This window comes from Lysobacter sp. SCRH-1R (genome assembly GCF_057747855.1).
Genome location: NZ_CM173227.1, coordinates 1389732 through 1415214, shown reverse-complemented (window position 1 = coordinate 1415214; position 25483 = coordinate 1389732). Strand labels below are relative to the sequence as shown.

At 68.3% G+C, this 25483-nt stretch carries 25 protein-coding genes and 1 tRNA gene; 3 read left to right on the top strand and 23 right to left on the bottom strand.

The genetic code is table 11. From position 1 onward, the window contains the following. Positions 1-3 precede the first annotated feature (3 nt). The 14 genes from nuoK to tpiA form a co-directional block, all read right to left on the bottom strand. Positions 4-306 (bottom strand): NADH-quinone oxidoreductase subunit NuoK, encoded by a 303-nt coding sequence (gene nuoK / locus AC3ANK_RS06430; RefSeq protein WP_206860365.1) that lies wholly within the window; start codon positions 304-306, stop codon positions 4-6. Positions 307-326: 20 nt separating this feature from the next. After that, positions 327-959, bottom strand: coding sequence for an NADH-quinone oxidoreductase subunit J (locus tag AC3ANK_RS06425; protein WP_484172444.1), 633 nt, complete (start codon positions 957-959; stop codon positions 327-329). Positions 960-971: 12 nt separating this feature from the next. Continuing rightward, on the bottom strand, positions 972-1460 hold the full coding sequence (nuoI, locus tag AC3ANK_RS06420) for an NADH-quinone oxidoreductase subunit NuoI (protein ID WP_206859253.1): 489 nt from the start codon (positions 1458-1460) through the stop codon (positions 972-974). Between the two features lie 9 nt (positions 1461-1469). Continuing rightward, a complete protein-coding gene (nuoH, locus tag AC3ANK_RS06415) occupies positions 1470-2519 on the bottom strand; it encodes an NADH-quinone oxidoreductase subunit NuoH (RefSeq protein WP_206859254.1) in 1050 nt (349 codons plus the stop codon). A 3-nt stretch (positions 2520-2522) separates the two neighbouring features. Continuing rightward, a complete protein-coding gene (gene nuoG / locus AC3ANK_RS06410; RefSeq protein ID WP_484172443.1) occupies positions 2523-4751 on the bottom strand; it encodes an NADH-quinone oxidoreductase subunit NuoG in 2229 nt (742 codons plus the stop codon). After that, positions 4748-6115, bottom strand: a complete 1368-nt coding sequence (gene nuoF, locus AC3ANK_RS06405; RefSeq protein ID WP_192630374.1) for an NADH-quinone oxidoreductase subunit NuoF — start codon at positions 6113-6115, stop codon at positions 4748-4750. Before nuoF ends, nuoG begins: the two co-directional genes overlap by 4 nt. A 12-nt stretch (positions 6116-6127) precedes the next feature. Continuing rightward, positions 6128-6655: an NADH-quinone oxidoreductase subunit NuoE gene (gene nuoE, locus AC3ANK_RS06400; protein ID WP_484172442.1), complete on the bottom strand. Its 528-nt coding sequence runs from the start codon at positions 6653-6655 to the stop codon at positions 6128-6130. Positions 6656-6685: 30 nt separating this feature from the next. Continuing rightward, the gene (locus AC3ANK_RS06395; protein ID WP_206859262.1) at positions 6686-7993 is read right to left on the bottom strand and encodes an NADH-quinone oxidoreductase subunit D; all 1308 of its coding nucleotides are present in this window, start codon (positions 7991-7993) and stop codon (positions 6686-6688) included. Further along, positions 7990-8712 (bottom strand): NADH-quinone oxidoreductase subunit C, encoded by a 723-nt coding sequence (locus AC3ANK_RS06390; RefSeq protein ID WP_484172851.1) that lies wholly within the window; start codon positions 8710-8712, stop codon positions 7990-7992. Before AC3ANK_RS06390 ends, AC3ANK_RS06395 begins: the two co-directional genes overlap by 4 nt. Positions 8713-8734: 22 nt before the next feature. Beyond that, the gene (locus AC3ANK_RS06385; protein ID WP_206859264.1) at positions 8735-9307 is read right to left on the bottom strand and encodes a NuoB/complex I 20 kDa subunit family protein; all 573 of its coding nucleotides are present in this window, start codon (positions 9305-9307) and stop codon (positions 8735-8737) included. Then, positions 9298-9654 carry an NADH-quinone oxidoreductase subunit A gene (locus AC3ANK_RS06380; protein ID WP_206859265.1) on the bottom strand — a complete coding sequence of 119 codons (357 nt, stop codon included), beginning with the start codon at positions 9652-9654 and terminating at the stop codon, positions 9298-9300. Before AC3ANK_RS06380 ends, AC3ANK_RS06385 begins: the two co-directional genes overlap by 10 nt. A 159-nt stretch (positions 9655-9813) precedes the next feature. Then, a tRNA-Leu gene (locus AC3ANK_RS06375) sits at positions 9814-9898 on the bottom strand. A 138-nt stretch (positions 9899-10036) separates the two neighbouring features. Next, a complete protein-coding gene (gene secG / locus AC3ANK_RS06370) occupies positions 10037-10516 on the bottom strand; it encodes a preprotein translocase subunit SecG (protein ID WP_484172441.1) in 480 nt (159 codons plus the stop codon). Between the two features lie 50 nt (positions 10517-10566). Continuing rightward, a complete protein-coding gene (gene tpiA / locus AC3ANK_RS06365) occupies positions 10567-11319 on the bottom strand; it encodes a triose-phosphate isomerase (protein WP_484172440.1) in 753 nt (250 codons plus the stop codon). A 91-nt stretch (positions 11320-11410) separates the two neighbouring features. Between tpiA and AC3ANK_RS06360 the strand changes: the two genes are divergently transcribed. Further along, positions 11411-11962, top strand: coding sequence for a DNA-deoxyinosine glycosylase (locus AC3ANK_RS06360; RefSeq protein WP_206859268.1), 552 nt, complete (start codon positions 11411-11413; stop codon positions 11960-11962). Here the strand turns inward: AC3ANK_RS06360 and AC3ANK_RS06355 are convergent, their stop codons facing one another. Further along, on the bottom strand, positions 11963-12913 hold the full coding sequence (locus tag AC3ANK_RS06355) for an isopenicillin N synthase family dioxygenase (RefSeq protein WP_320415128.1): 951 nt from the start codon (positions 12911-12913) through the stop codon (positions 11963-11965). It abuts the gene before it with no gap. Between the two features lie 178 nt (positions 12914-13091). On the opposite strand from AC3ANK_RS06355, the gene AC3ANK_RS06350 reads away from it, so the two are divergent. Next, a complete protein-coding gene (locus AC3ANK_RS06350) occupies positions 13092-14942 on the top strand; it encodes a sulfatase-like hydrolase/transferase (protein ID WP_484172439.1) in 1851 nt (616 codons plus the stop codon). 188 nt (positions 14943-15130) lie between these two features. Here AC3ANK_RS06350 and glmM read toward each other — a convergent pair whose 3' ends face one another. The 4 genes from glmM to trpB all read right to left on the bottom strand — a co-directional run bounded on the left by glmM (position 15131) and on the right by trpB (position 19640). Continuing rightward, a complete protein-coding gene (gene glmM, locus AC3ANK_RS06345; protein ID WP_484172438.1) occupies positions 15131-16471 on the bottom strand; it encodes a phosphoglucosamine mutase in 1341 nt (446 codons plus the stop codon). Further along, on the bottom strand, positions 16468-17355 hold the full coding sequence (gene accD / locus AC3ANK_RS06340) for an acetyl-CoA carboxylase, carboxyltransferase subunit beta (RefSeq protein ID WP_206859275.1): 888 nt from the start codon (positions 17353-17355) through the stop codon (positions 16468-16470). The genes glmM and accD overlap by 4 nt, the downstream gene beginning before the upstream one ends. A 99-nt stretch (positions 17356-17454) precedes the next feature. Continuing rightward, positions 17455-18270 carry a tryptophan synthase subunit alpha gene (gene trpA, locus AC3ANK_RS06335; protein WP_484172437.1) on the bottom strand — a complete coding sequence of 272 codons (816 nt, stop codon included), beginning with the start codon at positions 18268-18270 and terminating at the stop codon, positions 17455-17457. A 161-nt stretch (positions 18271-18431) separates the two neighbouring features. Next, complete coding sequence (gene trpB / locus AC3ANK_RS06330; RefSeq protein ID WP_484172436.1) at positions 18432-19640, bottom strand: tryptophan synthase subunit beta; 1209 nt, start codon at positions 19638-19640, stop codon at positions 18432-18434. Between the two features lie 79 nt (positions 19641-19719). On the opposite strand from trpB, the gene AC3ANK_RS06325 reads away from it, so the two are divergent. Next, entirely contained in the window at positions 19720-20607 is an 888-nt protein-coding gene (locus tag AC3ANK_RS06325) for a LysR family transcriptional regulator (protein WP_484172435.1), read from the top strand. Positions 20608-20650: 43 nt separating this feature from the next. Here the strand turns inward: AC3ANK_RS06325 and AC3ANK_RS06320 are convergent, their stop codons facing one another. The 4 genes from AC3ANK_RS06320 to AC3ANK_RS06305 all read right to left on the bottom strand — a co-directional run bounded on the left by AC3ANK_RS06320 (position 20651) and on the right by AC3ANK_RS06305 (position 25425). Continuing rightward, positions 20651-21250 carry a phosphoribosylanthranilate isomerase gene (locus AC3ANK_RS06320; RefSeq protein ID WP_484172850.1) on the bottom strand — a complete coding sequence of 200 codons (600 nt, stop codon included), beginning with the start codon at positions 21248-21250 and terminating at the stop codon, positions 20651-20653. Positions 21251-21285: 35 nt separating this feature from the next. Continuing rightward, positions 21286-22122, bottom strand: coding sequence for a tRNA pseudouridine(38-40) synthase TruA (gene truA / locus AC3ANK_RS06315; RefSeq protein ID WP_484172434.1), 837 nt, complete (start codon positions 22120-22122; stop codon positions 21286-21288). A gap of 225 nt (positions 22123-22347) precedes the next feature. Continuing rightward, positions 22348-24183 (bottom strand): motility hub landmark protein FimV, encoded by a 1836-nt coding sequence (locus AC3ANK_RS06310; RefSeq protein ID WP_484172433.1) that lies wholly within the window; start codon positions 24181-24183, stop codon positions 22348-22350. Between the two features lie 216 nt (positions 24184-24399). Further along, complete coding sequence (locus AC3ANK_RS06305; RefSeq protein WP_115840687.1) at positions 24400-25425, bottom strand: aspartate-semialdehyde dehydrogenase; 1026 nt, start codon at positions 25423-25425, stop codon at positions 24400-24402. Between the last annotated feature and the right edge of the window lie 58 nt (positions 25426-25483).

Sequence of the window (25483 nt, the reverse complement as noted above, 5' to 3'; positions counted from 1 at the left end):
ACCTCAGCCCTTCATGGTGTCGATTTCGGCCACGTTGATCGTGCGCCGGTTGCGGAACAGGGTGACCAGGATGGCCAGGCCGATGGCCGCTTCGGCCGCGGCCACGGTCAGGATGAAGAACACGAACACCTGGCCGGCCGGATCGCCCAGCTGGCGCGAGAACGCGACGAAGTTGATGTTCACCGCCAGCAGCATCAGCTCCAGCGACATCAGCAACATGATCACGTTCTTGCGGTTGAGGAAGATGCCGGCGACGCTGATGCAGAACAGCACCGCGCCCAGCGCGAGGTAGTGGCCGAGCGCCAGCCCGGCGCCGAAGAATTCGCTCACGGCTTGCCCTCCCCTGCCGGGGTTTCCGCCGGCGCGGCCGGCTTGACGGCGTCCATCTTCACGATGCGCACGCGGTCGGCCGCACGCACGCGCGCCTGGACCGACGGATTCTGGTGACGCGCGCCGACGCGGCGACGCAGGGTCAGCATCACCGCCGCGATGACCGCGACCGTCAGGATGACCGCGGCGACCTCGAACGGCAGCAGGAAGTCGGTGAACAGCGCGCGCGCGATCCACTGCGTGTTGCCGGCCGCCGACGGGTCGGCCGGGAACCCGGTGGCGACGTTCGCCTTGACGCCGATCAGCGTCAGCATTTCCACCAGCATGATCACGGCGACGACCAGGCCGAGCGGCAGGTAGCGCACGTACCCTTCGCGCAACGGCGCGACGTCGATGTCGAGCATCATCACCACGAACAGCAGCAGCACCATCACCGCGCCGACGTAGACCAGGATGAGCGCGACGCCGAGGAACTCGGCGCCGGCGATGATCCAGGTGCAGGCGACGGAGAAGAACGTCAGCACCAGCAGCAGGACCGCATGCACCGGGTTCTTGACGCTGATGACGCCGACCGCGGCCATCGTGGCGACGGCGGCGAAGACGAAGAAGGCAATCTGGGCGAGATCCATGTTCGTCAGGCCTCAGCGGTAAGGTGCGTCGGCCGCGCGACGCTCGGCGATCTCCGCCTCGAGGCGGTCGCCGATGGCCAGCAGCTGCGGCTTGGTCACGATGTTCTGGCCACGCCGGTCGAAGTGGTATTCGTGCACGTGCGTCTCCACGATCGAATCGACCGGGCACGACTCCTCGCAGAAGCCGCAGAAGATGCACTTGAACAGGTCGATGTCGTAACGCGTGGTGCGGCGGGTGCCGTCCTCGCGCTTGGTCGAATCGATGGTGATCGCCAGCGCAGGGCACACGGCCTCGCACAGCTTGCATGCGATGCAGCGCTCTTCCCCGTTGGGATAGCGACGCAGTGCGTGCACGCCGCGGAAACGCGGCGACTGCGGCGTCTTTTCCATCGGGTACATCAGCGTGTACTTCGGCTTGAACAGGTACTTCGCCGTGAGGGCGAGTCCCTGCGAAAGCTCGATGAGCAGCAGGCTCTTGAAGTAGGAAACGATGCGGTTCATGCCTGCCCCTTACACCCCGGGCTCGAAGATTTTGAAGTACGCCATCACGGCCACCACGCAGATCCAGGCGATGGTCAGCGGGATGAAGACCTTCCAGCCCAGGCGCATGATCTGGTCGTAGCGATAGCGCGGGAACGACGCGCGGAACCAGATGAAGCAGCTGGCGAAGAAGAACACCTTCGCGAGCAACCACCACCAGCCGTCGGCCGACAGCAGCGGGATGCCCCAGCCGTGGAACGGGCTCAGCCAGCCGCCGAGGAAGAAGATCGAGGTCAGGAAGCTGATCAGGATCATGTTCGCGTATTCGGCGAGGAAGAACAGCGCGAACGCCGAACCCGAATACTCGACCATGTGGCCGGCCACGATTTCCGACTCGCCTTCCACCACGTCGAACGGCGCGCGGTTGGTTTCGGCGACGCCCGAGATGAAGTACACGACGAACAGCGGCAGCATCGGCACCCAGAACCACTCCAGGAAGCCGCCGTTGCCGGACTGCGCCATCACGATTTCCGTGAGGTTGAGGCTGCCGGCGCCGACCATCACGCCGACCATCGCGAAGCCCATGGCGATTTCGTACGAAACCACCTGCGCCGCGGCACGCATCGCGCCAAGGAACGCGTACTTCGAGTTCGACGCCCAGCCGGCCAGGATGATGCCGTACACGCCCAGGGAGGTCATCGCGAGCAGGTACAGCAGGCCCGCGTTGGCGTTCGACAGAACGACCTGGTAATCGAACGGCACCACGGCCCACGCGGCGAAGGCTGGCGCGAGAGCCAGCAGCGGCGCGAGCTTGAACAGGAAGTTCTCCGCCCGCGTGGGCTGGATGACTTCCTTGAACAGCAGTTTGAAGACGTCGGCGAACGCCTGGAGGATGCCCATGCCGACGTACATCGGCCCGTGGCGGACGTGCATCCAGCCGATGAGCTTGCGCTCCCAGACCACGTAGAACGCCACGGTGATGATCACCGGCATGGCGATCAGGAGGATCTTCAGCACGATCCAGAGGATGGCGCCGATGTTGCCGAACGACAGCAACCAGTCGCGGAACGGATCAAACATCGCTTATGCCCTCCCCGCCTGCACGCGGCCCGACATCGGCGCGGTGGCGCCGTGGCCGGATTCCACCCACACGGTACCCGGCGCGACCTTGTCGCTGACCGACACCGGCAGCGTGGCGGTGCCCGCGGCGGTGTTGAACTTGCCCACCACGCCGTCGGCGAAGCCGAGCGCGGAGGCATCCTTCGGATTCATCACGGCCGCAGGCGCAACGTTGAGCGGATGCGACTGCAGCGCGGGAGCGCGGCGCACGACCGCATCGCTGCGGTAGATCGCCATGCTCGCGGCTACTTCCAGGCCTTCGCCCGACACGGTCGGTGCCTTGCCGGCGACGACGTTGACTTCGCGCATCTGCATGCCCGCACGCAGGCCGGCCAGATCGACGAAATCGAATCCCTTCGCCTGCAGTTCGCCGCCGAGCGCGCGCAGCACGCGCCAGCCGGCACGCGCCTGGCCCGGCAGCTTGCCGCCGGCGACGGTCGCCTGCTGGCGGCCGTCGAGGTTGGTCAGCGTCGCGTCGATTTCCGGCAGCAGGCCGATCGGCAGGATCACGTCGGCGACCGCGCGCGTCGAACGGCACGCGAAGGTGCTGAACGCCACGACCTGCGCGGCGTTGAGCGCCTTCAGCGCGGTCGCGGTGTCGGCGAAGTCCATGCCCGGCTCGATGCCGTACAGCACGTACGCCGAACGCGCATCGGCGAGCATCGACTGCGCGTCGCGCGAGGTCGGCAGCACGCCGTAGTCGGACAGGCCGACGGCGTTCGCGCCCTGCGGGATGCGGTTGAGCGATGCGCCGGTGGCTGCGGCGAAATCGGCGGCGGCCTTGCGGATCTGCGCGGCGTACGGGCCGTTCTCGGCCAGCGCACCGACGATCACGACGGCGCGCGTCGCGTTCTTCGCGATGTCGACCAGACCGTCGTCGCCCAGCGTCGCGGCGATCTGCGACGGCGCCACGATCGCCTTCTGCGCGACGTCGTAGGTGAAGTCGAAATCGACCGGATTGACCACGTACACCTTCGCGCCGCGGGTCCAGGCCTTGCGCACGCGCTGGTTCACCAGCGGGAGTTCGTGGCGCAGGTTGGAGCCCACGATGACGATGACGTCGGCGTGGTTGATGTCGGCCACCGGTGCGGCGAACGTCGTCGCGTGCGCGGCGTCGCTCAGGTCGCGCTGACCGATGCGGTGGTCGAGGTTGCCCGTGCCCAGCGCTTCGGCGAGCCGGGCCAGCAGCGCGCCCTCCTCGTTCGAGGTCGCGGGACCGGCGAGGATGCCGAGCTGGTCGGCGCCGTTGTCGCGCAGGATCTTCGCGGCCTTCGCCAGCGCTTCTTCCCACGAGGCTTCACGCCACTCGCCGTTCTCTTTCACCATCGGCACCGTCGCGCGATCTTCCGCGTACAGGCCCTGGTGCGAGTAGCGGTCGCGGTCCGACAGCCAGCATTCGTTGACCGCTTCGTTGTCGCGCGGCACGGTGCGCAGCACTTCGCCGCGACGCACGTGCAGGAACAGGTTGCTGCCCAGCGCGTCGTGGTAGCCCAGCGATTCGCGCGCGATCAGTTCCCACGGACGCGCCTTGAACTGGAACACCTTGTTGGTCAGCGCGCCGACCGGGCACACGTCGATGACGTTGCCGGAGAGTTCCGTCGTCAACGGCTTGCCGTCGTAGGTGCCGATCTGCAGGTTCTCGCCACGGTACATGCCGCCGAGCTCGTACGTGCCGGCGATTTCCGCGGTGAAGCGCACGCAGCGCGTGCACTGGATGCAGCGGGTCATCTCGGTGGCGACCAGCGGACCGATGTCCTCGTCCGGCACCACGCGCTTGCGCTCGGCGAAGCGGCTCACCGAGCGGCCGTAACCCAGCGACAGGTCCTGCAGTTCGCACTCGCCGCCCTGATCGCAGATCGGGCAGTCGAGCGGATGGTTGATCAGCAGGAACTCCATCACGTTGCGCTGCGACTTGAGCGCCTTGTCGCTACGCGTGGAGACCTTCATTCCATCCATGACCGGCGTGGCGCAGGCCGGCGCCGGCTTGGGCATCTTTTCCACCTCGACCAGGCACATGCGGCAGTTCGCCGCGACGGCCAGCTTGTCGTGGTAGCAGAAACGCGGGATCGGAATGCCGGCCTTGTCGGCGGCCTGGATGATCATGGAACCCTTCGGCGCGGCCATCTCGACGCCGTCGATGAAGACGGTGACGTGGTCGGGCGGCAGGTTCGGATTTACGGGCTGTGCGCTCATGCGGCGACCTTCTCCACCACCGTGCCGGCGCGCTGGTCGTCGACCAGGAAACGCTTGTTCACGATCGCGTACTCGAATTCATCCCAGTAGTGACGCAGGAAGCCCTGCACCGGCCACGCGGCGGCTTCGCCGAACGCGCAGATGGTGTGGCCTTCGATCTGGCCGGCGGCGGCGCGCAGCATCTGCAGGTCTTCCAGCGTCGCCTGCTTGTCGACGATGCGGGTCAGCATGCGGTACATCCAGCCGGTGCCTTCGCGGCACGGCGTGCACTGGCCGCAGCTTTCCTTGAAGTAGAAACGCGCGATGCGCTGGCAGGCGCGCACCATGCAGGTGTCCTCGTCCATCACGATGACCGCGCCCGAACCCAGGCCCGAACCGGCCTTCTGGATGGCGTCGTAGTCCATCGTGAGCGACATCATCGTCTCGCCCGGGAGCACCGGCATCGACGAACCACCCGGAATCACGGCCTTGATCTTCTTGCCGTTGCGCATGCCGCCGGCGAGCTGGAGCAGCTCGGAGAACGGCGTGCCCAGGCGGATCTCGTAGTTGCCCGGCTTCGCGACGTGACCGGAGACCGAGAAGATCTTCGGACCGCCGTTGTTCGGCTTGCCCAGGTTGAGGAACCACTCCGCGCCGTTGCGGATGATCGCCGGCACCGACGCGTAGGTCTCGGTGTTGTTGATCGTCGTCGGCTTGCCGAACAGGCCGAAGTTCGCCGGGAACGGCGGCTTGTAGCGCGGTTGGCCCTTCTTGCCTTCCAGCGATTCCATCAGCGCGGTTTCTTCGCCGCAGATGTACGCGCCGGCGCCGAGCGCACCGTAGATGTCGATGTCCACGCCGCTGCCGAGCACGTTCTTGCCCAGCCAGCCGTGTTCGTACGCTTCCTTCAGCGCCTGCTCGAAGTGCTCGAACGGCTCGTGGTGGAACTCGCCGCGCAGGTAGTTGTAGGCCACCGTCGAACCGGTGGCATAGCAAGCGATCGCCATGCCTTCGACGACCGAATGCGGGTTGTAGCGCAGGATGTCGCGATCCTTCGCCGTGCCGGGCTCGGATTCGTCCGAGTTGCACAGGATGTACTTCTGCGTGCCGCTGCCCTTGGGCATGAAGGACCACTTCAGGCCGGTCGGGAAGCCCGCGCCGCCGCGACCGCGCAGGCCCGAGGCCTTCACCAGGTCGACGATGGCGGCCGGATCCATCTTCTCGGTCAGGATCTTGCGCAGCGCGGCGTAACCGCCGGTCTTGAGGTAGTTCTCGTACGACCACGGCGTGTCGTAGTGCAGCGTCGTGTAAACGACGCTGTGCTCCTGCGGAGCCGGGCCGACCGGACCGTAGCCCTGGGAATAATCGTGATGATCGTGCGCCATCTCAGCCGGGCCTCACTTCAGTCCGTCGAGCAGCTCGTCCACCTTCGCGGCGTCGAGCTTCTCGTGGTAATGACCGTTGACGACCACCACCGGCGCGCCGCAGCACGCGGCCAGGCACTCTTCCTCGCGCTTGAGGTAGACGCGGCCATCGGACGTGGATTCGCCCAGCTTGCAGCCGAGCTTCTTCTCGGCGTGGCGCACGAGGTCCTCGGCGCCGTTGAGCCAGCAGCTGATGTTGGTGCAGAAGGCGACGTTGTGGCGGCCGACCTGCTCGGTCTCGAACATCGAGTAGAAGCTGGCGACTTCGTAGGCCCACACCGGCGGCAGGCCGAGATACTTCGCCACCGCCGCGATCAGCTCGTCGCTGAGCCAGCCGCCGTTCTGTTCCTGCGCGGCATGCAGGCCCTGCAGCACGGCCGAGCGCTTGCGGTCCGGCGGGAACTTGGCCAGCCAGTGGTCGATGTGCGCGCGCGTCTTGTCAGACAACGCGACCATCGGGTCCACGTGCTGACAGGCTTCGAAATTTCCGGTCGCCTTCATTAGTCCAGATTCCTCAACGGGCCGCCGCGATCAGCGGTCGACTTCGCCGAACACGAGATCGTAGGTGCCGATCATCGCCACGACGTCGGCCAGCATGTGGCCACGAACGATGGCGTCCATCGACGACAGGTGCGCGAAGCCCGGCGCGCGCAGCTTCACGCGGAAGGGCTTGTTGGCGCCGTCGGAGACCAGGTAGCAGCCGAACTCGCCCTTGGGCGCTTCGACCGCGGCGTAGGTCTCGCCGGCCGGCACGCAGTAGCCTTCCGAGAACAGCTTGAAGTGGTGGATCAGGGCTTCCATGTCGTCCTTCATGGCCTCGCGCTTGGGCGGCGCGACCTTGAAGTTGTCGACCATGACCGGACCCGGATTGGCCTTCAGCCACTTCACGCACTGCTTGATGATGCGGTTGGACTGGCGCATCTCCTCGACGCGTACGAGATACCGGTCGTAGCAGTCGCCGTTGACGCCGACCGGGATGTCGAAGTCCATCTGCGCGTACTTGGCGTACGGCTGCTTCTTGCGAAGGTCCCAGGCGATGCCGGAACCGCGGATCATCGCGCCGGTCATGCCCCACGCCAGCGCCTGCTCGGGCGACACGACGCCGATGCCGACGGTGCGCTGCTTCCAGATGCGGTTGTCGGTGAGCAGCGTTTCGTATTCGTCGACGCGCTTGGGGAAGTCGTCGGTGAACGCTTCCAGGTAATCCAGCAGCGAGCCTTCGCGCCACTCGTTGAAGCGCTTGAGCTTGGCGCCCTTGCGCCACGGCGATTCCTTGTACTTCGGCATGAAGTCAGGAAGATCGCGGTGCACGCCGCCCGGGCGGTAGTACGTCGCGTGCATGCGCGCGCCGGAGACCGCCTCGTAGCAGTCCATCAGCTCTTCGCGCTCGCGGAACGCGTACAGGAACACCGCCATCGCGCCCAGGTCGAGCGCGTTCGATCCGATCCACATCAGGTGGTTCAGGATGCGGGTGATCTCGTCGAACATCGTGCGGATGTACTGCGCGCGCTCGGGCGCCTCGACGCCAAGCAGCGTCTCGATCGCACGCACGTAGGCGTGCTCGTTGCACATCATCGACACGTAGTCCAGTCGATCCATGTAGCCGATCGACTGGTTGAACGGCTTGGACTCGGCGAGCTTCTCCGTCGCACGATGCAGCAGGCCGACGTGCGGGTCGGCGCGATGCACGACTTCGCCGTCCATCTCCAGGATCAGGCGCAGCACGCCGTGCGCGGCCGGATGCTGCGGGCCGAAGTTCAGCGTGTAGTTGCGGATCTCGGCACCGCTGCCGAGGCCGGAGGTGTTGCTCACGGTTCCGTTGGAAAGCTGGGCGCTCACTTCTTCACCTCGGCGCGCTGGGCGGCCTCGCCCTGCGCGGTCTCATAGCGCGCGTCGTCGCGGATCACGCGCGGCACCAGCACGCGCGGCTCGATCGTCACCGGCTCGTACACCACGCGCTTGCGCTCGTTGTCGTAGCGCACTTCGACGTTGCCGATCAGCGGGAAGTCCTTGCGGAACGGATGGCCGACGAAACCGTAGTCGGTCAGGATGCGGCGCAGGTCCGGATGGCCTTCGAACACGATGCCGTACAGGTCGAACGCCTCGCGTTCGAACCAGTTCACGCCCGGCCACACGGAGGTGAGCGAATCCACCACCGGCAGGTCATCGTTGTCGGCGAACGTGCGCAGGCGCACGCGCAGGTTGTGCTGGCACGAAAGCAGGTGCGCAACCGCGGCGAAGCGGCGCTCCGGTGCGGCGGCGGCGCCGTTGGGTTGCTCGCCCCAGGCGAAACGGCCGGCGCTCTTGCCTTCCACGCCGCGCGAGAAGCCTTCGGAGGACACATCGGTGTCCCACTCGTCGCTGCCGTAGCTGAGGTAGTCGACGCCGCTGACGTCCACGCACTGTTCGAAACCGAACTCGTCGCGCAGCGCCAGCGCGGTGGCGAGCCACTGCGACGAAGCGACGTCGAGCGTGACTTCGGCGCGGCCCGGCGCGACGACGACCATCGCGTCCGCGAAACGCGTGGTCAGGCGCCCGGAAAGCGCCTGGGCATCCATGAAATCGTAGGGGGCGGCCATGTCAGCGCACGCCCTGGATGTTTTCGCCGAAGTTCGTGCCGCGGCGGATCTTCTTCTGCAACTGCAGGATGCCGTACACCAGCGCTTCGGCCGTCGGCGGGCAGCCCGGGACGTAGACGTCCACCGGCACGATGCGGTCGCAGCCGCGCACCACCGAATACGAGTAGTGGTAGTAGCCGCCGCCGTTGGCGCAGCTGCCCATCGAAATGACCCACTTGGGATCCGGCATCTGGTCGTAGACCTTGCGCAGCGCCGGGGCCATCTTGTTGACCAGCGTGCCGGCCACGATCATCACGTCGGACTGGCGCGGCGACGGGCGGAACACCACGCCGTAGCGGTCCAGGTCCAGGCGCGCGGCGCCGGCGTGCATCATCTCGACCGCGCAGCAGGCCAGGCCGAACGTCATCGGCCACATCGAGCCGGTGCGCGCCCAGTTCCACAGCGCGTCCATGCTCGTGGTGACGAAGCCGTTCTGCAGCAGCGGGTTGTCGCCCTCGGGGCGCAGGATGTCGTCCAGCTGCCCTTCGGGCAGCGGGTTGTGCATGAGGTCAGAGACGCTCTGGATCACTCCCATTCGAGTGCTCCCTTCTTCCAGACGTAGACGAAGCCGAGCAGCAGCATGCCGGCGAAGATGCCCATTTCGATCAGGCCGACCACACCGAGTTCGCGGAACACGGTGGCCCAGGGCACGATGAAGATGATTTCCAGATCGAAGATGATGAACTGGATCGCGATGAGGTAGTAGCGCACATCGAACTGCATGCGCGCGTCCTCGAACGCCTCGAAGCCGCACTCGTAGGGCGAGAGCTTCTCGATGGACGGACGCTGGGGGCCGAGCACCTTGCCCACCACCAGCAGGGCGACGCCGATACCTCCGGCGACGATCAGGAACAGCAGGGTCGGCAGGTATTCGGCCAGCACTCGTTGTTCTCTCGCTTCGTTTAGCTCGATCGCGTTGCCGCGACCTGGCTCGGCGGCAGCCGCCTGGGTGATCCCCGCGCGAGACTCGGCCCGCCGTGCGTGCCGCACCTGCGTCGGTGGTGCTAACGCTGCAATCGCTTGCAGCAGTGTCGTTCGGTGTGGTGCCCAAGGGGGGACTCGAACCCCCACGACTTGCGTCGCTACCACCTCAAGGTAGTGCGTCTACCAATTCCGCCACCTGGGCAATCAAACCCACGCCATCGCTGGCATGTTTGTCTTCCTGACGCGATCGGTGCCGTGTGGGCGTTGATCGCTCCGGTCATCGCGGACCGTACCCGGCAATCCGTGCCGGGCCGATGAAATGCAAGTTTACCGCGTTAAGTCAGCCGCCCGCAGGGGGTTGCGGCTTTGCCGGTTCCGGCGACTGCTGGGCCGGCGCCTGCTGCACGGGCGCCGGAGCAGCCGGGACCGCTTCCTGCGCGGGCGCCTGCGGCACCGTCGTCGCCGGAGCGGGCGCCGTGGTCGGCGCGGCCGGGACCGCGGCGTTGCCGGTCGCTGGCGCCGGTGCGCTCGGCACCACCGGAACGTCGGCCATCACGCCGCTGGGGGCGGCGCCGGTGTCGCCGGTGGCCTTGCGGGTGGCGTTCCAGGCCATGAAGAGGCTGATCGCGAAGAACGCGATGGCGAGCCACTTCGTCGCCTTCGACAGGAAATTCGCCGAACCGCGCGCGCCGAACACGGTGGCGGAGGCGCCGCCGCCGAAACCGGAACCGGCCTGGGCGCCCGCGCCGCGCTGCATCAGGATCAGCGCAACCATCGCGATCGCGATCAGCACATAGATGACGTTGAGCAGCAACAGCATCGTGGGGTTCTACGAATGGGTTCGAATGGTTCGACGCGCCGGATGGAGCGTCAGGGTGCCGCCGCGACCGCGATGGCGTGGAAGTCTTCGGCCACCAGCGAGGCGCCTCCGACCAGGCCGCCATCGACGTCCGGCTGCGCGAACAGCGCGGCGGCATTGTCGGCCTTCACGCTTCCGCCGTACAGGATCGGTAGCGAGCCAGCGATTCTAGCATCGCGCGCGGCGATTTCGCTACGGATGAATGCATGGACCTCCTGGGCCTGCTCCGGCGTCGCGGTGCGGCCGGTGCCGATGGCCCAGACGGGCTCGTAGGCGACGATCGCGCCATCGAACACGTCCTTGCCGCCCAGCTCGAACAGCGGGGCCAGCTGCTTCTCGATGCGCCACTGCGTCTGGTCGTCCTCGCGCTCGGACAGGCTCTCGCCCACGCACAGGATCGGAGTCAGGCCGGCGGCCTTGCAGGCGAGGAACTTGCGCGCGACCAGCTCGCTGGTCTCGCCGTGGTACTGGCGACGCTCGGAATGACCGACCAGGCCGTAGCCCGCGCCGACGTCCCGGAGCATCGTCGCGGAGACCTCGCCGGTGAACGCGCCCTTCTGGTTCGCGCTGACGTCCTGGGCACCGAAGGTGAGACCCTTCTCGCCGTAGCGCACGACCAGCCCGGCCAGGTACGGCAGCGGCGGCAGGATCAGGCGCTCCACGCCCTGCGGCGCGGCTTTCGCGACGATCGCGTCGAGCAGCTCTAGGGCGAACTGGCGATCGCCGTGCAGCTTCCAGTTTCCGGCAACGATTCTGCGGCGCATGGCCACTCCTTCTGCGTCCTTCGGGATCGCGACGGCGAGGGCCGGCCGCGAGCGGCGGCAAGTTTACTCCACGTGGGCGAGAATCGATCCCATGGACACGCGACCGCGCGCGGATGCGCCATTGCTGCAAGGTTTTCCGGCGATCGCCACGCGCCAGGCGCGCGTGCTGGTGCTGGGCAGCATGCCGGGCGTCGCTTCGCTGCAGGCGGGGCGCTACTACGCGCATCCGCGCAATGCGTTCTGGCCGATCATGGGCGCGCTGGTCGGCGCCCATCCCGCCCTGCCCTACGCGCGCCGCGTCGCGCAGCTGAAGGCCGCCCGCATCGCGCTGTGGGACGTGTTCGACCGTTGCGAACGCGAGGGCAGCCTGGACTCGGCGATCGTCGACGCGACCGCGCAGGCCAACGATTTCGCCACGTTCTTCGGGCGGCACCCGGATCTGTCGACGGTGCTGTTCAATGGCGCGAAGGCGGAAGCCGCATACCGGCGTTCCGCGCCGCCGCTGGAGGCGTTCGGACTGCGCGGCGTGCGGTTGCCATCGACCAGTCCGGCGAACGCGGCGGTCGCGTTCGCGAAAAAAATGGCCGCCTGGCGCGAAGCGCTGCAGGCGGCCGGTATTGCGGTATCGGAACCGCAGCGCTGATTACTTCAGCTTGATCTCGCGCAGCCGTTCTTCGAGGTAACCGTGCGCGGTGATCGCTTCCGGATAGCGGCTCGGGTTCTCCGCGCTCACGCACGAAGGCAGCACGTCGATCAGGAAATCCGGGTTCGGATGCAGGAAGAACGGCGTGGAGTAGCGCGGCTGGCGCGCCTTCTCGCCCTTCGGGTTCACCACGCGGTGCGTCGTGGACGGATATACGTGGTTGGTCAGGCGCTGCAGCATGTCGCCGATATTGACCACGATGGTGTCGGCGTCGGCGGTGAACGGCACCCACTCGCCCTTGCGCGACAGCACTTCCAGGCCCTCGGCGCTGGCGCCGACCAGCAGCGTGATCAGGTTGATGTCCTCGTGCGCGCCGGCGCGCACGTTGGGGATGTCGTCGGTGGTGATCGGCGGATAGTGGATCGGGCGCAGGATCGAGTTGCCCGAGTTGGTCTTGTCGGCGAAATACGTCTCCGGCAGGCCGATGTGCAGCGCCAGCGCGCTCAGCACGCGCGAACCGAGCCGGTCCAGCGACTCGTACAGGCCGTAGCCCACCTCGCGGAACTCCGGGATTTCCTCCGGCCACAGGTTCGGCGGCATCACGTCCGCGTACTTCGAATCGCGCGGGATCTCGCGGCCGATGTGCCAGAACTCCTTCAGGTCGAAATGCTTGGAGTCCTTCGCGGTTTCCACGCCGAACGGCGTGTAGCCGCGCGCGCCGCCGCTGCCGGGCACGTTGTACTTGCGCTTGACCTCGTCCGGCAGCGCGAAGAAGCGCTTGAACACGTCGTAGGCGGTGTCGATCTGCGCGTCGGAAATGCCGTGGCCGCGGATGCCGCAGAAGCCCCACTCACGGTACGCCGCGCCGAGTTCGGCCACGAAGGCCTCGCGATCGCCCGGGCTGGCGGGTTCGCTGAAGCGGCGGATGTCGAGGGTCGGGATGCGGTTCACGTCGGGGGTCCTGTGCGGCGGGTCGGTTGAGGGCCGCACATGATAGCGCTCGCTGGCGCGGCGCCGGCTGGCGCCGCGCGGGCTTCGCGGCCGTTCAGCCTGGATGGCTTTCCGCAGGGGCCGACGCACGGGCATTCCCGGATAATGGCGCGCCTTTTTCTAACGCCCCGCTCGACGAATGGAAGCCGTCACCGCTCCACCCCTGCGCCAGCGCGCGCTCGCCTGGCTGACCGGCCTGGTCCTCGGCAACGCCCTGCTCGCGTGCCTGATCACGCTCAGCAACATTCCGCTCACCGAAGCCGGAAGCCGCTGGCATTCGGCGCTGTTCCTGCTGCTCGCCCTGCCCGGCCATTTCATCTTCTTCGGCGCCATCGTCGCGCTGCCGGCGTACCTGCTCGGTCGTATCGTCCGCGATCCGCGCTGGATGATCGCGCTCGCCGTGCTGATGCAGACGCTATGGCTGTGCCTGCTGCTCGCCGACGCGAAGGTATTCGCGCTCTACCGTTTCCACCTCAACGCGATGGTGGTGAACATGATCTTCGGCGGGGCGCTGCAGGATCAGGTCACCTTCTCGGCGAAGATGTGGGCGCTGATCGCGCTTGGCGCCGGCGTGCTGTTCGCGCTGCAGATCGCGGCGGCACGGCTGTGGTGGCAGGCGCTGCGGCGTCGTCCCGGGCTGCTGCGCATCCGCGCGACCTGGTGGGTCGCCATCGGCCTGTTCCTGGTCAGCCAGGGCATGGTCGCGTACTCGGACGCACGCGGCGATCGCGCGGTGATGTCGCAGCTGACCTACATCCCGTGGGCGCAGCCGATCACGCTGAAGAACGCGCTGCACCGCTTCGGCGTGCAGACGGCGCAGGCCACCGCACTGCCGGACGCGGGCGATCGGCTGGGCTATCCGCGACGCGCGCCGCAATGCGCGGCATCGCCGTCGCTGAACGTGTTGGTGATCCTGGTCGAATCGCTGCGCCACGACATGCTCGATCCCGCCGTGATGCCGAACACCTGGCGTTACGCGCAGGATGCGCAGTGGTTCCAGAACCATTACAGCAGCGGCAACGCCACGCGCTTCGGCCTGTTCGGCCTGATGTACGGACTGCCCGGCGGCTACTGGCAGGCGATGCTGGCGCAACAGCGCGGACCGGTGATGATCGACCGCATGCTCGCCGATCGTTACGCGATGCACATCTACGGCAGCGCGCCGCTGTACAGCCCGGAGTTCGATCGCACCGTGTTCGCGAAGGTGCGCGAGCGCATCGTCAACGGGCCGTCGAAGATGAAGAGCGCGCAACGCGACCGCTACGTGGTGTCGCGCATGCAGGCCGACATCCGCAACCATCCGGCGAACCAGCCGTTCTTCGGCTTCGTGTTCCTGGATTCGCCGCATGCCCCCTACCACCTGCCGCCCGGCTACGTGTCGCCGTTCCAGCCGATGGCGAAGGACGTGAACTTCCTCAAGCTCGGCCCGGACCACGATCCCACGCCCGAATTCAACCGCTATCGCGCGGCCGTGCACAGCAGCGACGCGCTCATCGGCGAACTGCTGCGCACGCTCGGGGAAAGCCCGCTGGCGTCGAACACCGTCGTGCTCATCACCGGCGACCATGGCGAGGAATTCAACGACCTGCGCCGGAACTACTGGGGCCACAACGGCAACTTCTCGGATTACCAGTTACGCACGCCGTTCGTGCTGCACTGGCCCGGTCGTACCGCGCGGCGCGTGGACGCGGCGACGTCGCACGAGGACTTCGTGCCGACCGTGATGCGCCATGCACTGGGTTGCACTGGCGACAGCGCGGATTACTCGACCGGCCTCGACCTGTTCGGCGAGCTTCCGCGCAAACGGCCGCTGCTGGTGGAAAGCTGGTCGCAGCGCGGCATCCGCGACGGCGCGCTGATCTACCTGTTCGACAACTTCGGTTCGGCGACGGTGGTGGATCGCAACTACAGGCCGGTGGAGGACGCGGAGGTCTCGGCCGATGCCGTGCGTGAATCCTGGGAGATGTTGACGCGGTTCCAGAAGCGGTGATGGGGCTTTCGGCGTAACTTCAGCTCCCTTCCCTGCGAGGGTTGGGGAGGGAGAAGTGCACAGCGCCGCGCCGCCAACGAAGCAGCTATGGGGTCCCGACGCAAAGGCGAGCACCGGCCGCATCGTCACATCGCACACGCCGCCCCTCGACCCAACCCCTCTCCTTCCGGGAGAGGGGCTCATGCGACTCAAGCCGCAGCAGTAACCGCCGCCGCCAGCTTGTCGAGCGTGTCCTGCATCAGCGTCGCGTCGTCCGCTTCCACGGTGACGCGCACGACCGGCTCGGTGCCCGACGGGCGCAGGAACGCCCGGCCGCGACCGGCTACGGCCTGCTCGGCCTCGCGCAGCGCGGCCTTCACGGCTTCGGCCTCGGTCGGCCTGGAGCCCGCCGCGAAACGCACGTTCACCGTCTTCTGCGGCACCTTGCGGAAGCCGTCGAGCGCCTCGCGCAGCGAGATGCCGCGGCGCTTGAGCACTTCCAGCACCTGCAACGCGCTCACGATGCCGTCGCCGGTGTTGGCGCGATCCAGGCACAGGATGTGGCCGGAGGCCTCGCCGCCCAGCACGCCGCCATTGGCGACCAGTTGCTGGTGCACGTAGCGATCGCCGACCTTCGCGCGAATGAAGCCGATGCCGCGTTCGGCGAAGGCGCGCTCCAGCGCGTAGTTGGTCATCAGCGTGCCGACGACCGGCCCGCGCAGACGACCGGACTGCTGCCAGTCGGTGGCCATCACGTACAGCAGGTCGTCGCCGTCGCAGACCGCGCCGTTGCCGTCGACGAACAGCACGCGATCGCCGTCGCCGTCGAAGGCGATGCCGAGGTCGGCACCGGAGGCGCGCACGTGCTGGACCAGCGTGTCGGGATGGGTCGAGCCCACGCCGTCGTTGATGTTGATGCCGTTGGGATCGATGCCGATGGCGTCCACGCGCGCACCGAGTTCGCGCAGCACCAGCGGGCCGAGCTGGTAGGTCGCGCCGTTGGCGCAATCCATCGCGATGCGCAGGCCGCCCAGGTCGAAGCCGGCCGGCACCGAGGCCTTGCAGTGTTCGATGTAGCGGCCCAGCGCATCGCGCGTGCGCACGGCCTTGCCGAGCTGCTCGGACGGCACGGTGCGGAAGGGATGGTCCAGCGCCGCTTCGATGGCCAGTTCGGTCGCGTCGTCGAGCTTCTCGCCTTCGGCGGAGAAGAACTTGATGCCGTTGTCGTGATGCGGGTTGTGCGAGGCGGAAATCACGATGCCGCCGTCGGCGCGCATCGAATGCGTCAGGTGCGCGACGGCGGGCGTCGGCATCGGACCCATCAGCTGCACGTCGACGCCCGCGGCGACCAGGCCGGCTTCCAGCGCGGCCTCGAACATGTAGTTCGAGATGCGCGTGTCCTTGCCGATGATCACCACCGGGTTGCGCCACTCGCGGCGCGCCAGCGCGTGGCCGTAGGCGTTGCCCAGGCGCAACACGAAGTCGGCCGAGATCGGCCCTTCGCCCACGCGTCCTCGAATGCCGTCGGTGCCGAAATACCGGCGGCTCACGCAGCCACCTCGTCGGCCGGCGGCTGCGGCTGGTTCATCATCAGCGCGAACAGCGTCGCCAGGCGGTCGCGCAGTTCGCGGCGATCGCAGATCTGGTCGAGCGCGCCGTGTTCGAGCAGGAATTCCGAACGCTGGAAGCCTTCCGGCAGCGTCTCGCGCACGGTCTGCTCGATCACGCGCGGGCCGGCGAAGCCGATCAGCGCTTCGGGCTCGGCGAGGTTGAGATCGCCCAGCATCGCGAACGACGCCGACACGCCGCCGGTGGTCGGATGCGTCATGACCGAAATGAACGGGAGGCCGCGGGCGCGCATGCGACCGAGCGCGGCGGAGGTCTTGGCCATCTGCATCAGCGAGAACAGGCTTTCCTGCATGCGCGCGCCGCCGGTGGCGGTGAAGCAGACCATCGGGCAGCCCAGCTCCACCGCGCGTTCGGCGGCGCGGGTGAAGCGCTCGCCGACGACCGAACCCATCGAACCGCCCATGAAGGCGAAATCGAACGCGGCGGCCACCAGCGGGCGCTGCTTGAGCGTGCCTTCCATCGCGACCAGCGCGTCGCGCTCGCCGGTGGACTTCTGCGCGGCTTTGATGCGGTCGGCGTAGCGCTTCTGGTCCTTGAACTTGAGCACGTCGGTCGGGCCGAGCTCGCCGGCGATCTCGCGCGTGCTGCCCTCATCCAGCAGCGCGGCCAGGCGGACGCGGGCGCGGATGGGCATGTGGAAGCTGCACTTCGGGCAGACCTCGAGGTTTTCCTCGAGCTCGGGGCGGTACAGCACCGCGCCGCAGCGGTCGCACTTTTCCCACAGGCCTTCGGGCACGCTGCGACGCTTGGCGGCGCCGGTTTCGGTGCGGATGCCCGAGGGCATGAGTTTCTTGAGCCAGGACATGCGTTGAGAGTATTCCCGTTCAGGCGTGAAGAATGCCGGAGCGGGCCCCGGCGGAAGCGGGGCAGTGTAGCGCAGCGGACGGCGGCGCCCGCGCGTCCCTCAGGCCGGATCGGCGGGGGCCGGAAGCCCGTCGAGCGCCGCACGCAAGGGGGCCAGGAACGTGCGGGCCTGTATGGCCGGGTCGCTCGCGTCGGCCAATGCGGCGACCAGTGCGCTGCCGACGACGACGCCTTCGGCCTCGCGAGCCATCGCGGCTGCACTGGCCGCGTCCTTGATGCCGAACCCGGCCACCACGGGCACGCGGCTTCGCTGCCGGATGGCATGCAGCCGTTCGCCGGCCGCGCCGGTATCCAGGCGGTCCGCACCCGTCACGCCGGCGAAGCTCACGTAGTAGAGATAGCCCTGCGCGTCGTCGCACAGGCGCTGCAGGCGTTCGTCGGTGGTGGTAGGCGATGCAAGCAGGATCAATGCGAGATCGTGCCTGGCGAACGCGCGGCGGAACTCGTCGGATTCCTCGGGCGGCAGATCGACCAGCAGCACGCCGTCGACGCCGGCGTCCGTCGCCTCGCGGGCGAACGCCTCCGCTCCGCGGATCTCGACCGGGTTGAGATAGCCCATCAACACCACCGGCGTGTCGGCATCGCGCTCACGGAAACGCCGCACGCTGTCGAATACGAACGACAGCCCCGCCCCGCGCGACAGCGCGCGTTCGGAGCTGCGCTGGATCGTGGGGCCGTCGGCCATCGGGTCGGAGAACGGCACGCCCAGTTCGATCACGTCCGCGCCTGCTGCGACCAGCGCGTGCATCACCGGCACCGTCGCCTCCAGCGAGGGATCGCCCGCGGTGACGAACGGGATCAGCGCCTTGCGGCGATCGGAGCGCAGCTGTGTGAAGCGTCGGTCGATTCGATTCATGGCGATGCCGGGGTCGGTGCGCGGCCTCTCAAGGGGAAGGCCCGGAAAGCGTGGGATGGGAGGGAGGGAGTCCCGCCGCGTTCCTGACCTTCCCCTTGAGAGGTCGCATGAAGTGCGTGGATGCCGTTGCCGCGAGTCCGCGCAGGCTCGCGGCGACAGCGCTACAACGAAATCCCCTCGCGCGCGGCGATGGTGTGGACATCCTTGTCGCCGCGCCCGGAGAGGTTGCACAGCACCATCGCATCCGGCGGCAGCTCGCGGGCGAGCTTGATCGCCTGCGCGATCGCGTGGCTCGACTCCAGCGCCGGCAGGATGCCTTCCGTGCGCGACAACTGGTGGAAGGCCGACAGCGCCTCGGCATCGGTCACGCCGACGTAATCGGCACGGCCGGCGTCCTTGAGGAACGCGTGCTCCGGCCCGACTCCGGGATAGTCCAGGCCGGCCGATACCGAATGCGTCTCGATGATCTGCCCGTCGTCGTCGCACAACACGTAGGTGCGGTTGCCGTGCAGCACGCCAGGACGCCCCGCAGCGAGCGACGCGGCGTGATGCCCGGTGGCGATGCCCTCGCCCGCCGCTTCGGCGCCGACGAGCCGTACGTCGGCATCGTTGAGGAAGGCGTGGAAGATGCCGATGGCGTTGCTGCCGCCGCCGACGCAGGCGGTCACCGCATCCGGAAGGCGACCGTATTCGGCGAGCATCTGCGCGCGCGCCTCTCGGCCGACGACGGCGTTGAAGTCGCGCACCATGCGCGGATAGGGATCGGGCCCCGCCACCGTGCCGATGATGTAGAACGTGTCGCGCACGTGGGTGACCCAGTCGCGCATCGCTTCGTTGAGCGCGTCCTTCAGCGTCGCCGAACCGCTGGTCACCGGCACGACCGTCGCGCCGAGCAGCTTCATCCGGTAAACGTTGATCTTCTGGCGCTCGATGTCGGTCGCGCCCATGTAGACGACGCATTCCAGTCCGAGGCGCGCGGCGACCGTCGCGCTGGCGACGCCGTGCTGGCCGGCGCCGGTCTCGGCGATGATCCGGGTCTTGCCCATGCGGCTGGCGAGCAGCGCCTGGCCGATGGTGTTGTTGATCTTGTGCGCGCCGGTGTGGTTCAGGTCCTCGCGCTTGAGCAGGATGCGTGCGCCGCCGACCTCGCGGCTGAGCCGCTCTGCGAAGTAGATCGGACTCGGGCGCCCGACATAGTGCGCCAGGTCCGCGTCGAAGGCCGCATTGAACGACGGATCGACACGCGCGGCGTCGTAGGCGGCGGCCAGCTCCTCCAGTGGACCGATCAGGGTCTCGGCGACGAAACGTCCGCCGAAGCGGCCGAAGTGGCCGGCGGCATCGGGGAAGGCGTGGAAGTCGGAGCGGGACATGGCGTGACTTTAGCGAACGACACGCGTCCGGAACATGCATAAAATCGGATCGTTCTGTCAGAAAACCTCACATGTCCGCATGAGCCGAGACCTACCCCCGCTCAACGCCCTGCGTGCCTTCGAGGCCGTGGCTCGGCTGGAAAGCGTGAGCCGCGCCGCGGACGAGCTGCACGTCACCCACGGCGCCGTGAGCCGGCACCTGAAATCGCTGGAGGAAGCGCTGGGCGCCGCGCTGTTCATCCGCGAAGGCCGGGGGCTGGCGCTCACGCCGGCCGGCCGGCGGCTGCACGAGGCCGCGGACGGGGCGTTCGCCCTGCTGCGCCAAAGCTGGAGCGATCTGCGGCGGCGCCCGCTAGTGGCGCCGCTGGTGCTCGGCTGTCCGGGCAGCGTGCTGGCGCGGTGGATGATTCCGCGACTCGATCGTCTCGCCCGCGAGCGCCCCGACCTCACGCTCCACCTTGCCGCCAGCGACAACCCGCCCGACGCGCAACTGACCGGGCTCGACGCCGCGCTGCTCATCGCCCCGCCCCCGTGGCCCACCGACTGGCAGGTGCACGAGTTGGCGCCGGAGCGCATCGGGCCGGTGGTGAGCCCGCGTTTCGCGGGGTTCGCACACCTGCGCGATGCAGCACCGCACGCGCTCGCGCGGGAAGCGCTGCTGCACACGCAGTCGCGTCCGCAGGCGTGGTCCGACTGGGCGGTCCGCAACGGGCTCGACGCAGGCGCATTGCGCATGGGCACCGGCTTTCCGCATCTGTATTACCTGCTGGAAGCGGCGAACGCGGGGCTCGGCGTGGCGATCGCGCCGGAACCCCTGGTCGCGGAGGATCTCGCCGCAGGAAGGCTCGTCGCACCGTGGGGGTTCGTCGAAACCGATGCGCGTTGGGTGCTGGTGACGCGCAGGCGCGCGAGCGACCCGCGTGTGGCGGCGCTGGTGGAATGGCTGGGTGGGGAGCTCGAAGGGTGAGCTGCGTTCGCAAGAATGACGTTCGATCTACGACGCGCGCGTTCTAAAGCGCCGCATCCGCCCGACGCACTTCCTCGACGAAGCGCCGCATCTTCGCGGTGTCCTTCTCGCCCGGCGCCGATTCGATGCCGCTGGAAACATCCACGCCCCACGGCCGCACGGTACGCACGGCGTCGAAGACGTTGTCCGGATGCAATCCGCCGGCCAGAAGGAACGCGCGCCCGGAACCGTGCGGAATCCGCGACCAGTCGAAGCGCTCGCCGGTGCCGCCCGGGGCGCCGGGAGCGTGGCTGTCGAGCAGCAGCGCGCGCGCGGCGGGATGGCGCGACAGCGCATCCGCCTCGCCTTCGCCACCCATCGCGACCGCCTTCCAGTACGGCAGGCCGAACGCGTCGCAGAACGCTTCATCCTCGCGCCCGTGGAACTGCAGCAGCGTCGGGCCGACCGCTTCGATCACGCGCGCCACTTCTTCGGCCGTGTTGTCCATGAACAACGCGACCACGTCGAGCGAGGCCGGAACATCGGCGCGCAATGCCGCCGCACGCGCGATGTCCAAGCGCCGCGAGCTGCGCTGCGCGAACACCAAGCCGATCGCATCCACGCCGAGGCCGCTCGCGATGGCGACGTCCTCCGGGCGCGTCATGCCGCAGAACTTGATGCGCGTGTGCGCCGCGGCGCTCACAACGTGATCTCCGCCGGCAGGTTCCACTGCGCCGGATAGCGCGGCCCCAGGAACACCAGCCCGGTCGGCGGCGCGGTCGGTCCGGCGACGGTCCGGTCGCGCGTTTCCAGCAGCTCGGCGATCCAGCGCTCGGGTTTCTCGCCGCTGCCCACCATCAGCAGGCTGCCGACGATGTTGCGCACCATGTGGTGCAGGAAGGCGTTCGCCTGCACTTCCACCTCGACGACGTCGCCCGTGCGCGTCACGCGGATCTCCTGCAGCTCGCGCCACGCGTGCGGCGACTGGCAGTGCACGGTGCGGAAGGAGGAGAAGTCGTTCTCGCCAAGCAGCGCCTGCGCGGCGCGGTGCATGGCGTCGGCGTCGAGCGGGCGGCGCTCCCAGCTGAGGTATTGCCGGCCGAGTGCGGCGCGCACCGGGCGGTTGAGGATGCGGTAGCGATAGCGCCGCGCACGCGCGGAAAAACGCGCATGGAAGTCGTGCGCCACCGGCCGGCACCAGCGCACCGCGATCTGCGGCGGGAGGCGACTGGTGACGCCGAGCATCCAGCTGCGTGGATCGCGCGCGGCGTGGCTGTCGAAATGCACGACCTGGCACTCGGCGTGCACGCCGGCGTCGGTGCGGCCGGCGCAGATCGTCTCCACCGGATGGCCGGCGACGAAGGAGATCGCGAATTCCAGCGCGGCCTGCAGGGTTTCCTCGCCTTCGCGCTCGGGTTCGCCGTGCTTGCTCAGCCGTTGCCAGCCGCAGAAGCCGCTGCCGTCGTATTCGATGCCGAGGGCGAAGCGTTGCGTCGGGGCGGTCTCGGGGAGCGTGGATTCGTCTGGGCTGTTCACGGGAAGCGGCATGCGTTCCGGAGCGATCCGGAACCGGATTATCGATGTGGCATCGTGCTTCGCGACGGTGGGCGAAGCAAATCGCGCCGCCAGGAATGGTGGCGCTGTGCGGTGGCGGCGATGGGGGGCGCGATCGCCTCGTTGCCCCTCACCCCAACCCTCCCAGCTCTGCACTCCCTTCGGTCGCCGTCGGGAGTGGGGTTCAGAACTTCGGATGTTCGGCGATCACTCCAGATCCTGCAGCATCCGCGACGCGACCTGGCGGGCGGCGAGGTCGCCGTTGATGACGACTTCGCTCAGCAACTGGCGCGCGCTTTCGCGATCACCCAGGTCGATGTAGGCGCGGGCGAGTTCCAGGCGTTCCTGCCCCGGTTGCGTGGCGAGCGTTGGCTCGACGTGCGCGCGGCGGCCGTTGCCGTTCGCGGCGATGTGCCAGGCCGGGGCGATCGGTGCGGCGGGTGCGCTCGGCGCGGCCGGTCGCGCGGGCGCCTGCGGTTCGGGCGTCAGCTCGAACGCGGGCTCTTCGAACGGGCGCGCGTCCGCGGCACGCTCTTCCGGCGCGGGCGGCTCGACGATGGTTTCGTGCGCCTCGCGCGCGTCGATATCCGGACCGGGCGCGAAGGCATCGGCAATCGACGGCGCCGTGGACGCGGAGTCCGGCGGCGCACGGAACACCGGCTTGCCCGGGCGCCTGCCCCACCACCAGCCGCCGAGCAGCGCCAGCAACAGCGCACCGCCGCCGATGATCCACGGCAGCGGCGAGCCGGACTGCGCGGCGGCCTGTTCGTTGGTCTTGGCCACGCGCTGCTGCGCGGCGGCCAGCTCGCTGTCCTTCATCGCGATGAGCTGTTGCTGCTGCTTCTGCAGCTGTTCGAGCTCGGCGACGCGGCTCTTGAGTTCCTGGACCTCGGCGTCGCGCGCCGCGATCGTTTCCTGGCTCTGTTGCAGTTCCTGTCGCAGCATCTGGCCCTCGCCGCCGGCCTGGATGCCGGACTGGGTACCCGCCTGGGCGGCACGCGCGGCCTCCGGCGGGACGATTTCCAGGCGGGCGTCGGCCGTCGCCGCGCCGCCCGCCGTTGCGTTGTCGCCGCCTGAAGGCGCGCCCGCCGCGGTCGCGCCGCCTTCCAGCGCCGGCTGTGGCACCGCGCGGCGCGCATCGCGCCACTGCTGGACGTGCTGGGCGACCAGACGTCGGGCCTCGCCGGCATCGACGCTCGCCAGCTCGTCGCCAGGCGGCAGTTCGAGCACCGCGCCGGCTTTCAGCAGGTTGATGTTGCCGTCGATGAAGGCGTCGGGATTCGCGCGCAGCAGCGCGATCATCGCCTGGTCGAGACTCGCCTGCCCCTCCATGCGGCTGGCGATTTCCGACAGCGTGTCGCCGCGGCGCACGGCGTAGTCGCCGGACAGCGCGCGCGAGGCCTCGGGCACCGGCGCACGCGGCGGCGTCGCCACCGCGACCTGCGGCTGCGGTTCGGGCTGCGGCGCGGCGGGGATCTCGCTGTCGGCCGCGGCGTTTTCCTCACGGGCCAGCGCCTGCGCGACGGCTTCCTCGGGCGCGGTCGCCGGCGGTGCTTCGGCCGTGGTGGCGGGCGCGGCGGCTTCCGGCTCGCGCTCGATGAGGTTGGGTTCGGAGACGACCGTCTCCTCGATCGCCGGCTGCATCGGCGCCGACACCGTGCGGGGCGCATCGACCAGCGCTGCGTATTCGCGCACCAGCCGGCCCTGGCCCCAGTCGACCGAGACCAGGAAGGTCAGCAGCGGCTCGTTGACCGGCTGCGCGCTGGTGACGCGGATGACCGGACGGCCGGCCGCATCGAGCGCGGAGGTGAACTGCAGTTCGGCGACCACGCCCATTGGAGGCTTCAGGCCGACGCGGGCGAACACCAGCGGCGAGGCGAGCTCGGCCTGCAGGTGTTCCAGTTCGGACGGATCGCTGGAAATGATCGGGATCTCGGCCAGGAACGGCTGTCCGAGCCGCGATTTGACCTCGATCTGCCCCAGCCCCAGCGCCGAGGCGGCGCCGCTGGCGAGGGCCAATGCCAGCCCGAGCGCCGTGCGCACGTAGCGCCGGGCGGAACTTTGTCTGGCAACTGGCTGTTTTGCTTCGGGTTGTTTCACTTCGGATCCCTGCCCTTCCCCGGGCGCGACTCTAAGCCCTCGCCGGGGGAAGGGGCAATGAAAACCGGTGGATTCCGGGACCCGGTCCCGTGGAAAAGGCCTTCCGGGTGAAGCGGTGCCCGGCTCTTCGCCAGGCGCCGCTCCCTGTGCCGAACGCCGTCAGCCGCGTTCGGCCAGCACCAGCTCGGCCAGCTGCACCGCGTTCAATGCGGCGCCCTTGCGGATGTTGTCGGAGACGATCCACAGGTTCACCGCGCGCGGGTGCGAGAAGTCGTCGCGGATGCGGCCGACGTACACCGGATCGTTGCCCGACGCATGCGTCACCGGCGTCGGGTAGCCGCCCGCCTTCGGCTCGTCGACGATTTCCACGCCCGGCGCGGTTTCCAGCAGCTTGCGCACATCGCTTGCGGAGATCTTCTCGCGCGTCTCGATGTTCACCGCCTCGGAGTGGCCGTAGAACACCGGCACGCGCACCGCGGTGGGGTTCACCTGGATGCTGTCGTCGCCGAGGATCTTCCGGGTCTCCCAGACCAGCTTCATTTCTTCCTTGGTGTAGCCGTTGTCCTGGAACTCGTCGATGTGCGGGATCAGGTTGAACGCGATCTGCACCGGGAAACGCTCCGGGTTCGGCTCCTGGAAGCCGAGCAGCGCGGCGGTCTGCCGGCCGAGCTCCTCCAGCGCCGAGCGGCCCGCGCCCGACACCGACTGGTAGGTCGCCACGTTGATGCGCTCGATGCCGACCTTGCGGTGGATCGGCGCCAGCGCGACCAGCATCTGCATGGTCGAGCAGTTCGGGTTGGCGATGATGCCGCGCGGGCGGTTCTTCGCCGCCTCCGGGTTCACTTCCGACACGACCAGCGGCACGTCGTCGTCGTAACGGAACGCCGAGGAGTTGTCGATCACCACCGCGCCGGCCGCGGCGAACTTCGGCGCGTATTCCTTCGACACGCTGCCGCCTGCGGAGAACAGCGCGATGTCGATGCCGCTCGGATCGAACGTCGCCAGGTCCTCCACCGTGATTTTTTTCGCGCCGAACTCGATTTTCTCGCCGGCCGAACGCTCGCTGGCCAGCAGGTGCAAGTTGCCAATGGGGAATTTCCGTTCGACGAGGATGCGCAGCATCGTCTCGCCCACGGCGCCGGTCGCACCGACGATGGCCACGTTGCAGGAGTTCTTGGCGTTCATTGGTTCCTTCTTTCGGGTTGGAGGGGTACAGCGTTGATGCCCGGCCGGAACCATTCCG

Coding starts and splice junctions, on each gene's coding strand:
- AC3ANK_RS06425 (WP_484172444.1), bottom strand. CDS start 959: ATGGATCTCGCCCAGATTGCCTTCTTCGTCTTCGCCGCCGTCGCCACG.
- nuoI (WP_206859253.1), bottom strand. CDS start 1,460: ATGAACCGCATCGTTTCCTACTTCAAGAGCCTGCTGCTCATCGAGCTT.
- nuoH (WP_206859254.1), bottom strand. CDS start 2,519: ATGTTTGATCCGTTCCGCGACTGGTTGCTGTCGTTCGGCAACATCGGC.
- nuoG (WP_484172443.1), bottom strand. CDS start 4,751: ATGAGCGCACAGCCCGTAAATCCGAACCTGCCGCCCGACCACGTCACC.
- nuoF (WP_192630374.1), bottom strand. CDS start 6,115: ATGGCGCACGATCATCACGATTATTCCCAGGGCTACGGTCCGGTCGGC.
- nuoE (WP_484172442.1), bottom strand. CDS start 6,655: ATGAAGGCGACCGGAAATTTCGAAGCCTGTCAGCACGTGGACCCGATG.
- AC3ANK_RS06390 (WP_484172851.1), bottom strand. CDS start 8,712: ATGGATGCCCAGGCGCTTTCCGGGCGCCTGACCACGCGTTTCGCGGAC.
- AC3ANK_RS06385 (WP_206859264.1), bottom strand. CDS start 9,307: ATGGGAGTGATCCAGAGCGTCTCTGACCTCATGCACAACCCGCTGCCC.
- secG (WP_484172441.1), bottom strand. CDS start 10,516: ATGCTGTTGCTGCTCAACGTCATCTATGTGCTGATCGCGATCGCGATG.
- tpiA (WP_484172440.1), bottom strand. CDS start 11,319: ATGCGCCGCAGAATCGTTGCCGGAAACTGGAAGCTGCACGGCGATCGC.
- AC3ANK_RS06360 (WP_206859268.1), top strand. CDS start 11,411: ATGGACACGCGACCGCGCGCGGATGCGCCATTGCTGCAAGGTTTTCCG.
- AC3ANK_RS06350 (WP_484172439.1), top strand. CDS start 13,092: ATGGAAGCCGTCACCGCTCCACCCCTGCGCCAGCGCGCGCTCGCCTGG.
- accD (WP_206859275.1), bottom strand. CDS start 17,355: ATGTCCTGGCTCAAGAAACTCATGCCCTCGGGCATCCGCACCGAAACC.
- trpA (WP_484172437.1), bottom strand. CDS start 18,270: ATGAATCGAATCGACCGACGCTTCACACAGCTGCGCTCCGATCGCCGC.
- trpB (WP_484172436.1), bottom strand. CDS start 19,640: ATGTCCCGCTCCGACTTCCACGCCTTCCCCGATGCCGCCGGCCACTTC.
- AC3ANK_RS06325 (WP_484172435.1), top strand. CDS start 19,720: ATGAGCCGAGACCTACCCCCGCTCAACGCCCTGCGTGCCTTCGAGGCC.
- AC3ANK_RS06320 (WP_484172850.1), bottom strand. CDS start 21,250: ATGACGCGCCCGGAGGACGTCGCCATCGCGAGCGGCCTCGGCGTGGAT.
- AC3ANK_RS06305 (WP_115840687.1), bottom strand. CDS start 25,425: ATGAACGCCAAGAACTCCTGCAACGTGGCCATCGTCGGTGCGACCGGC.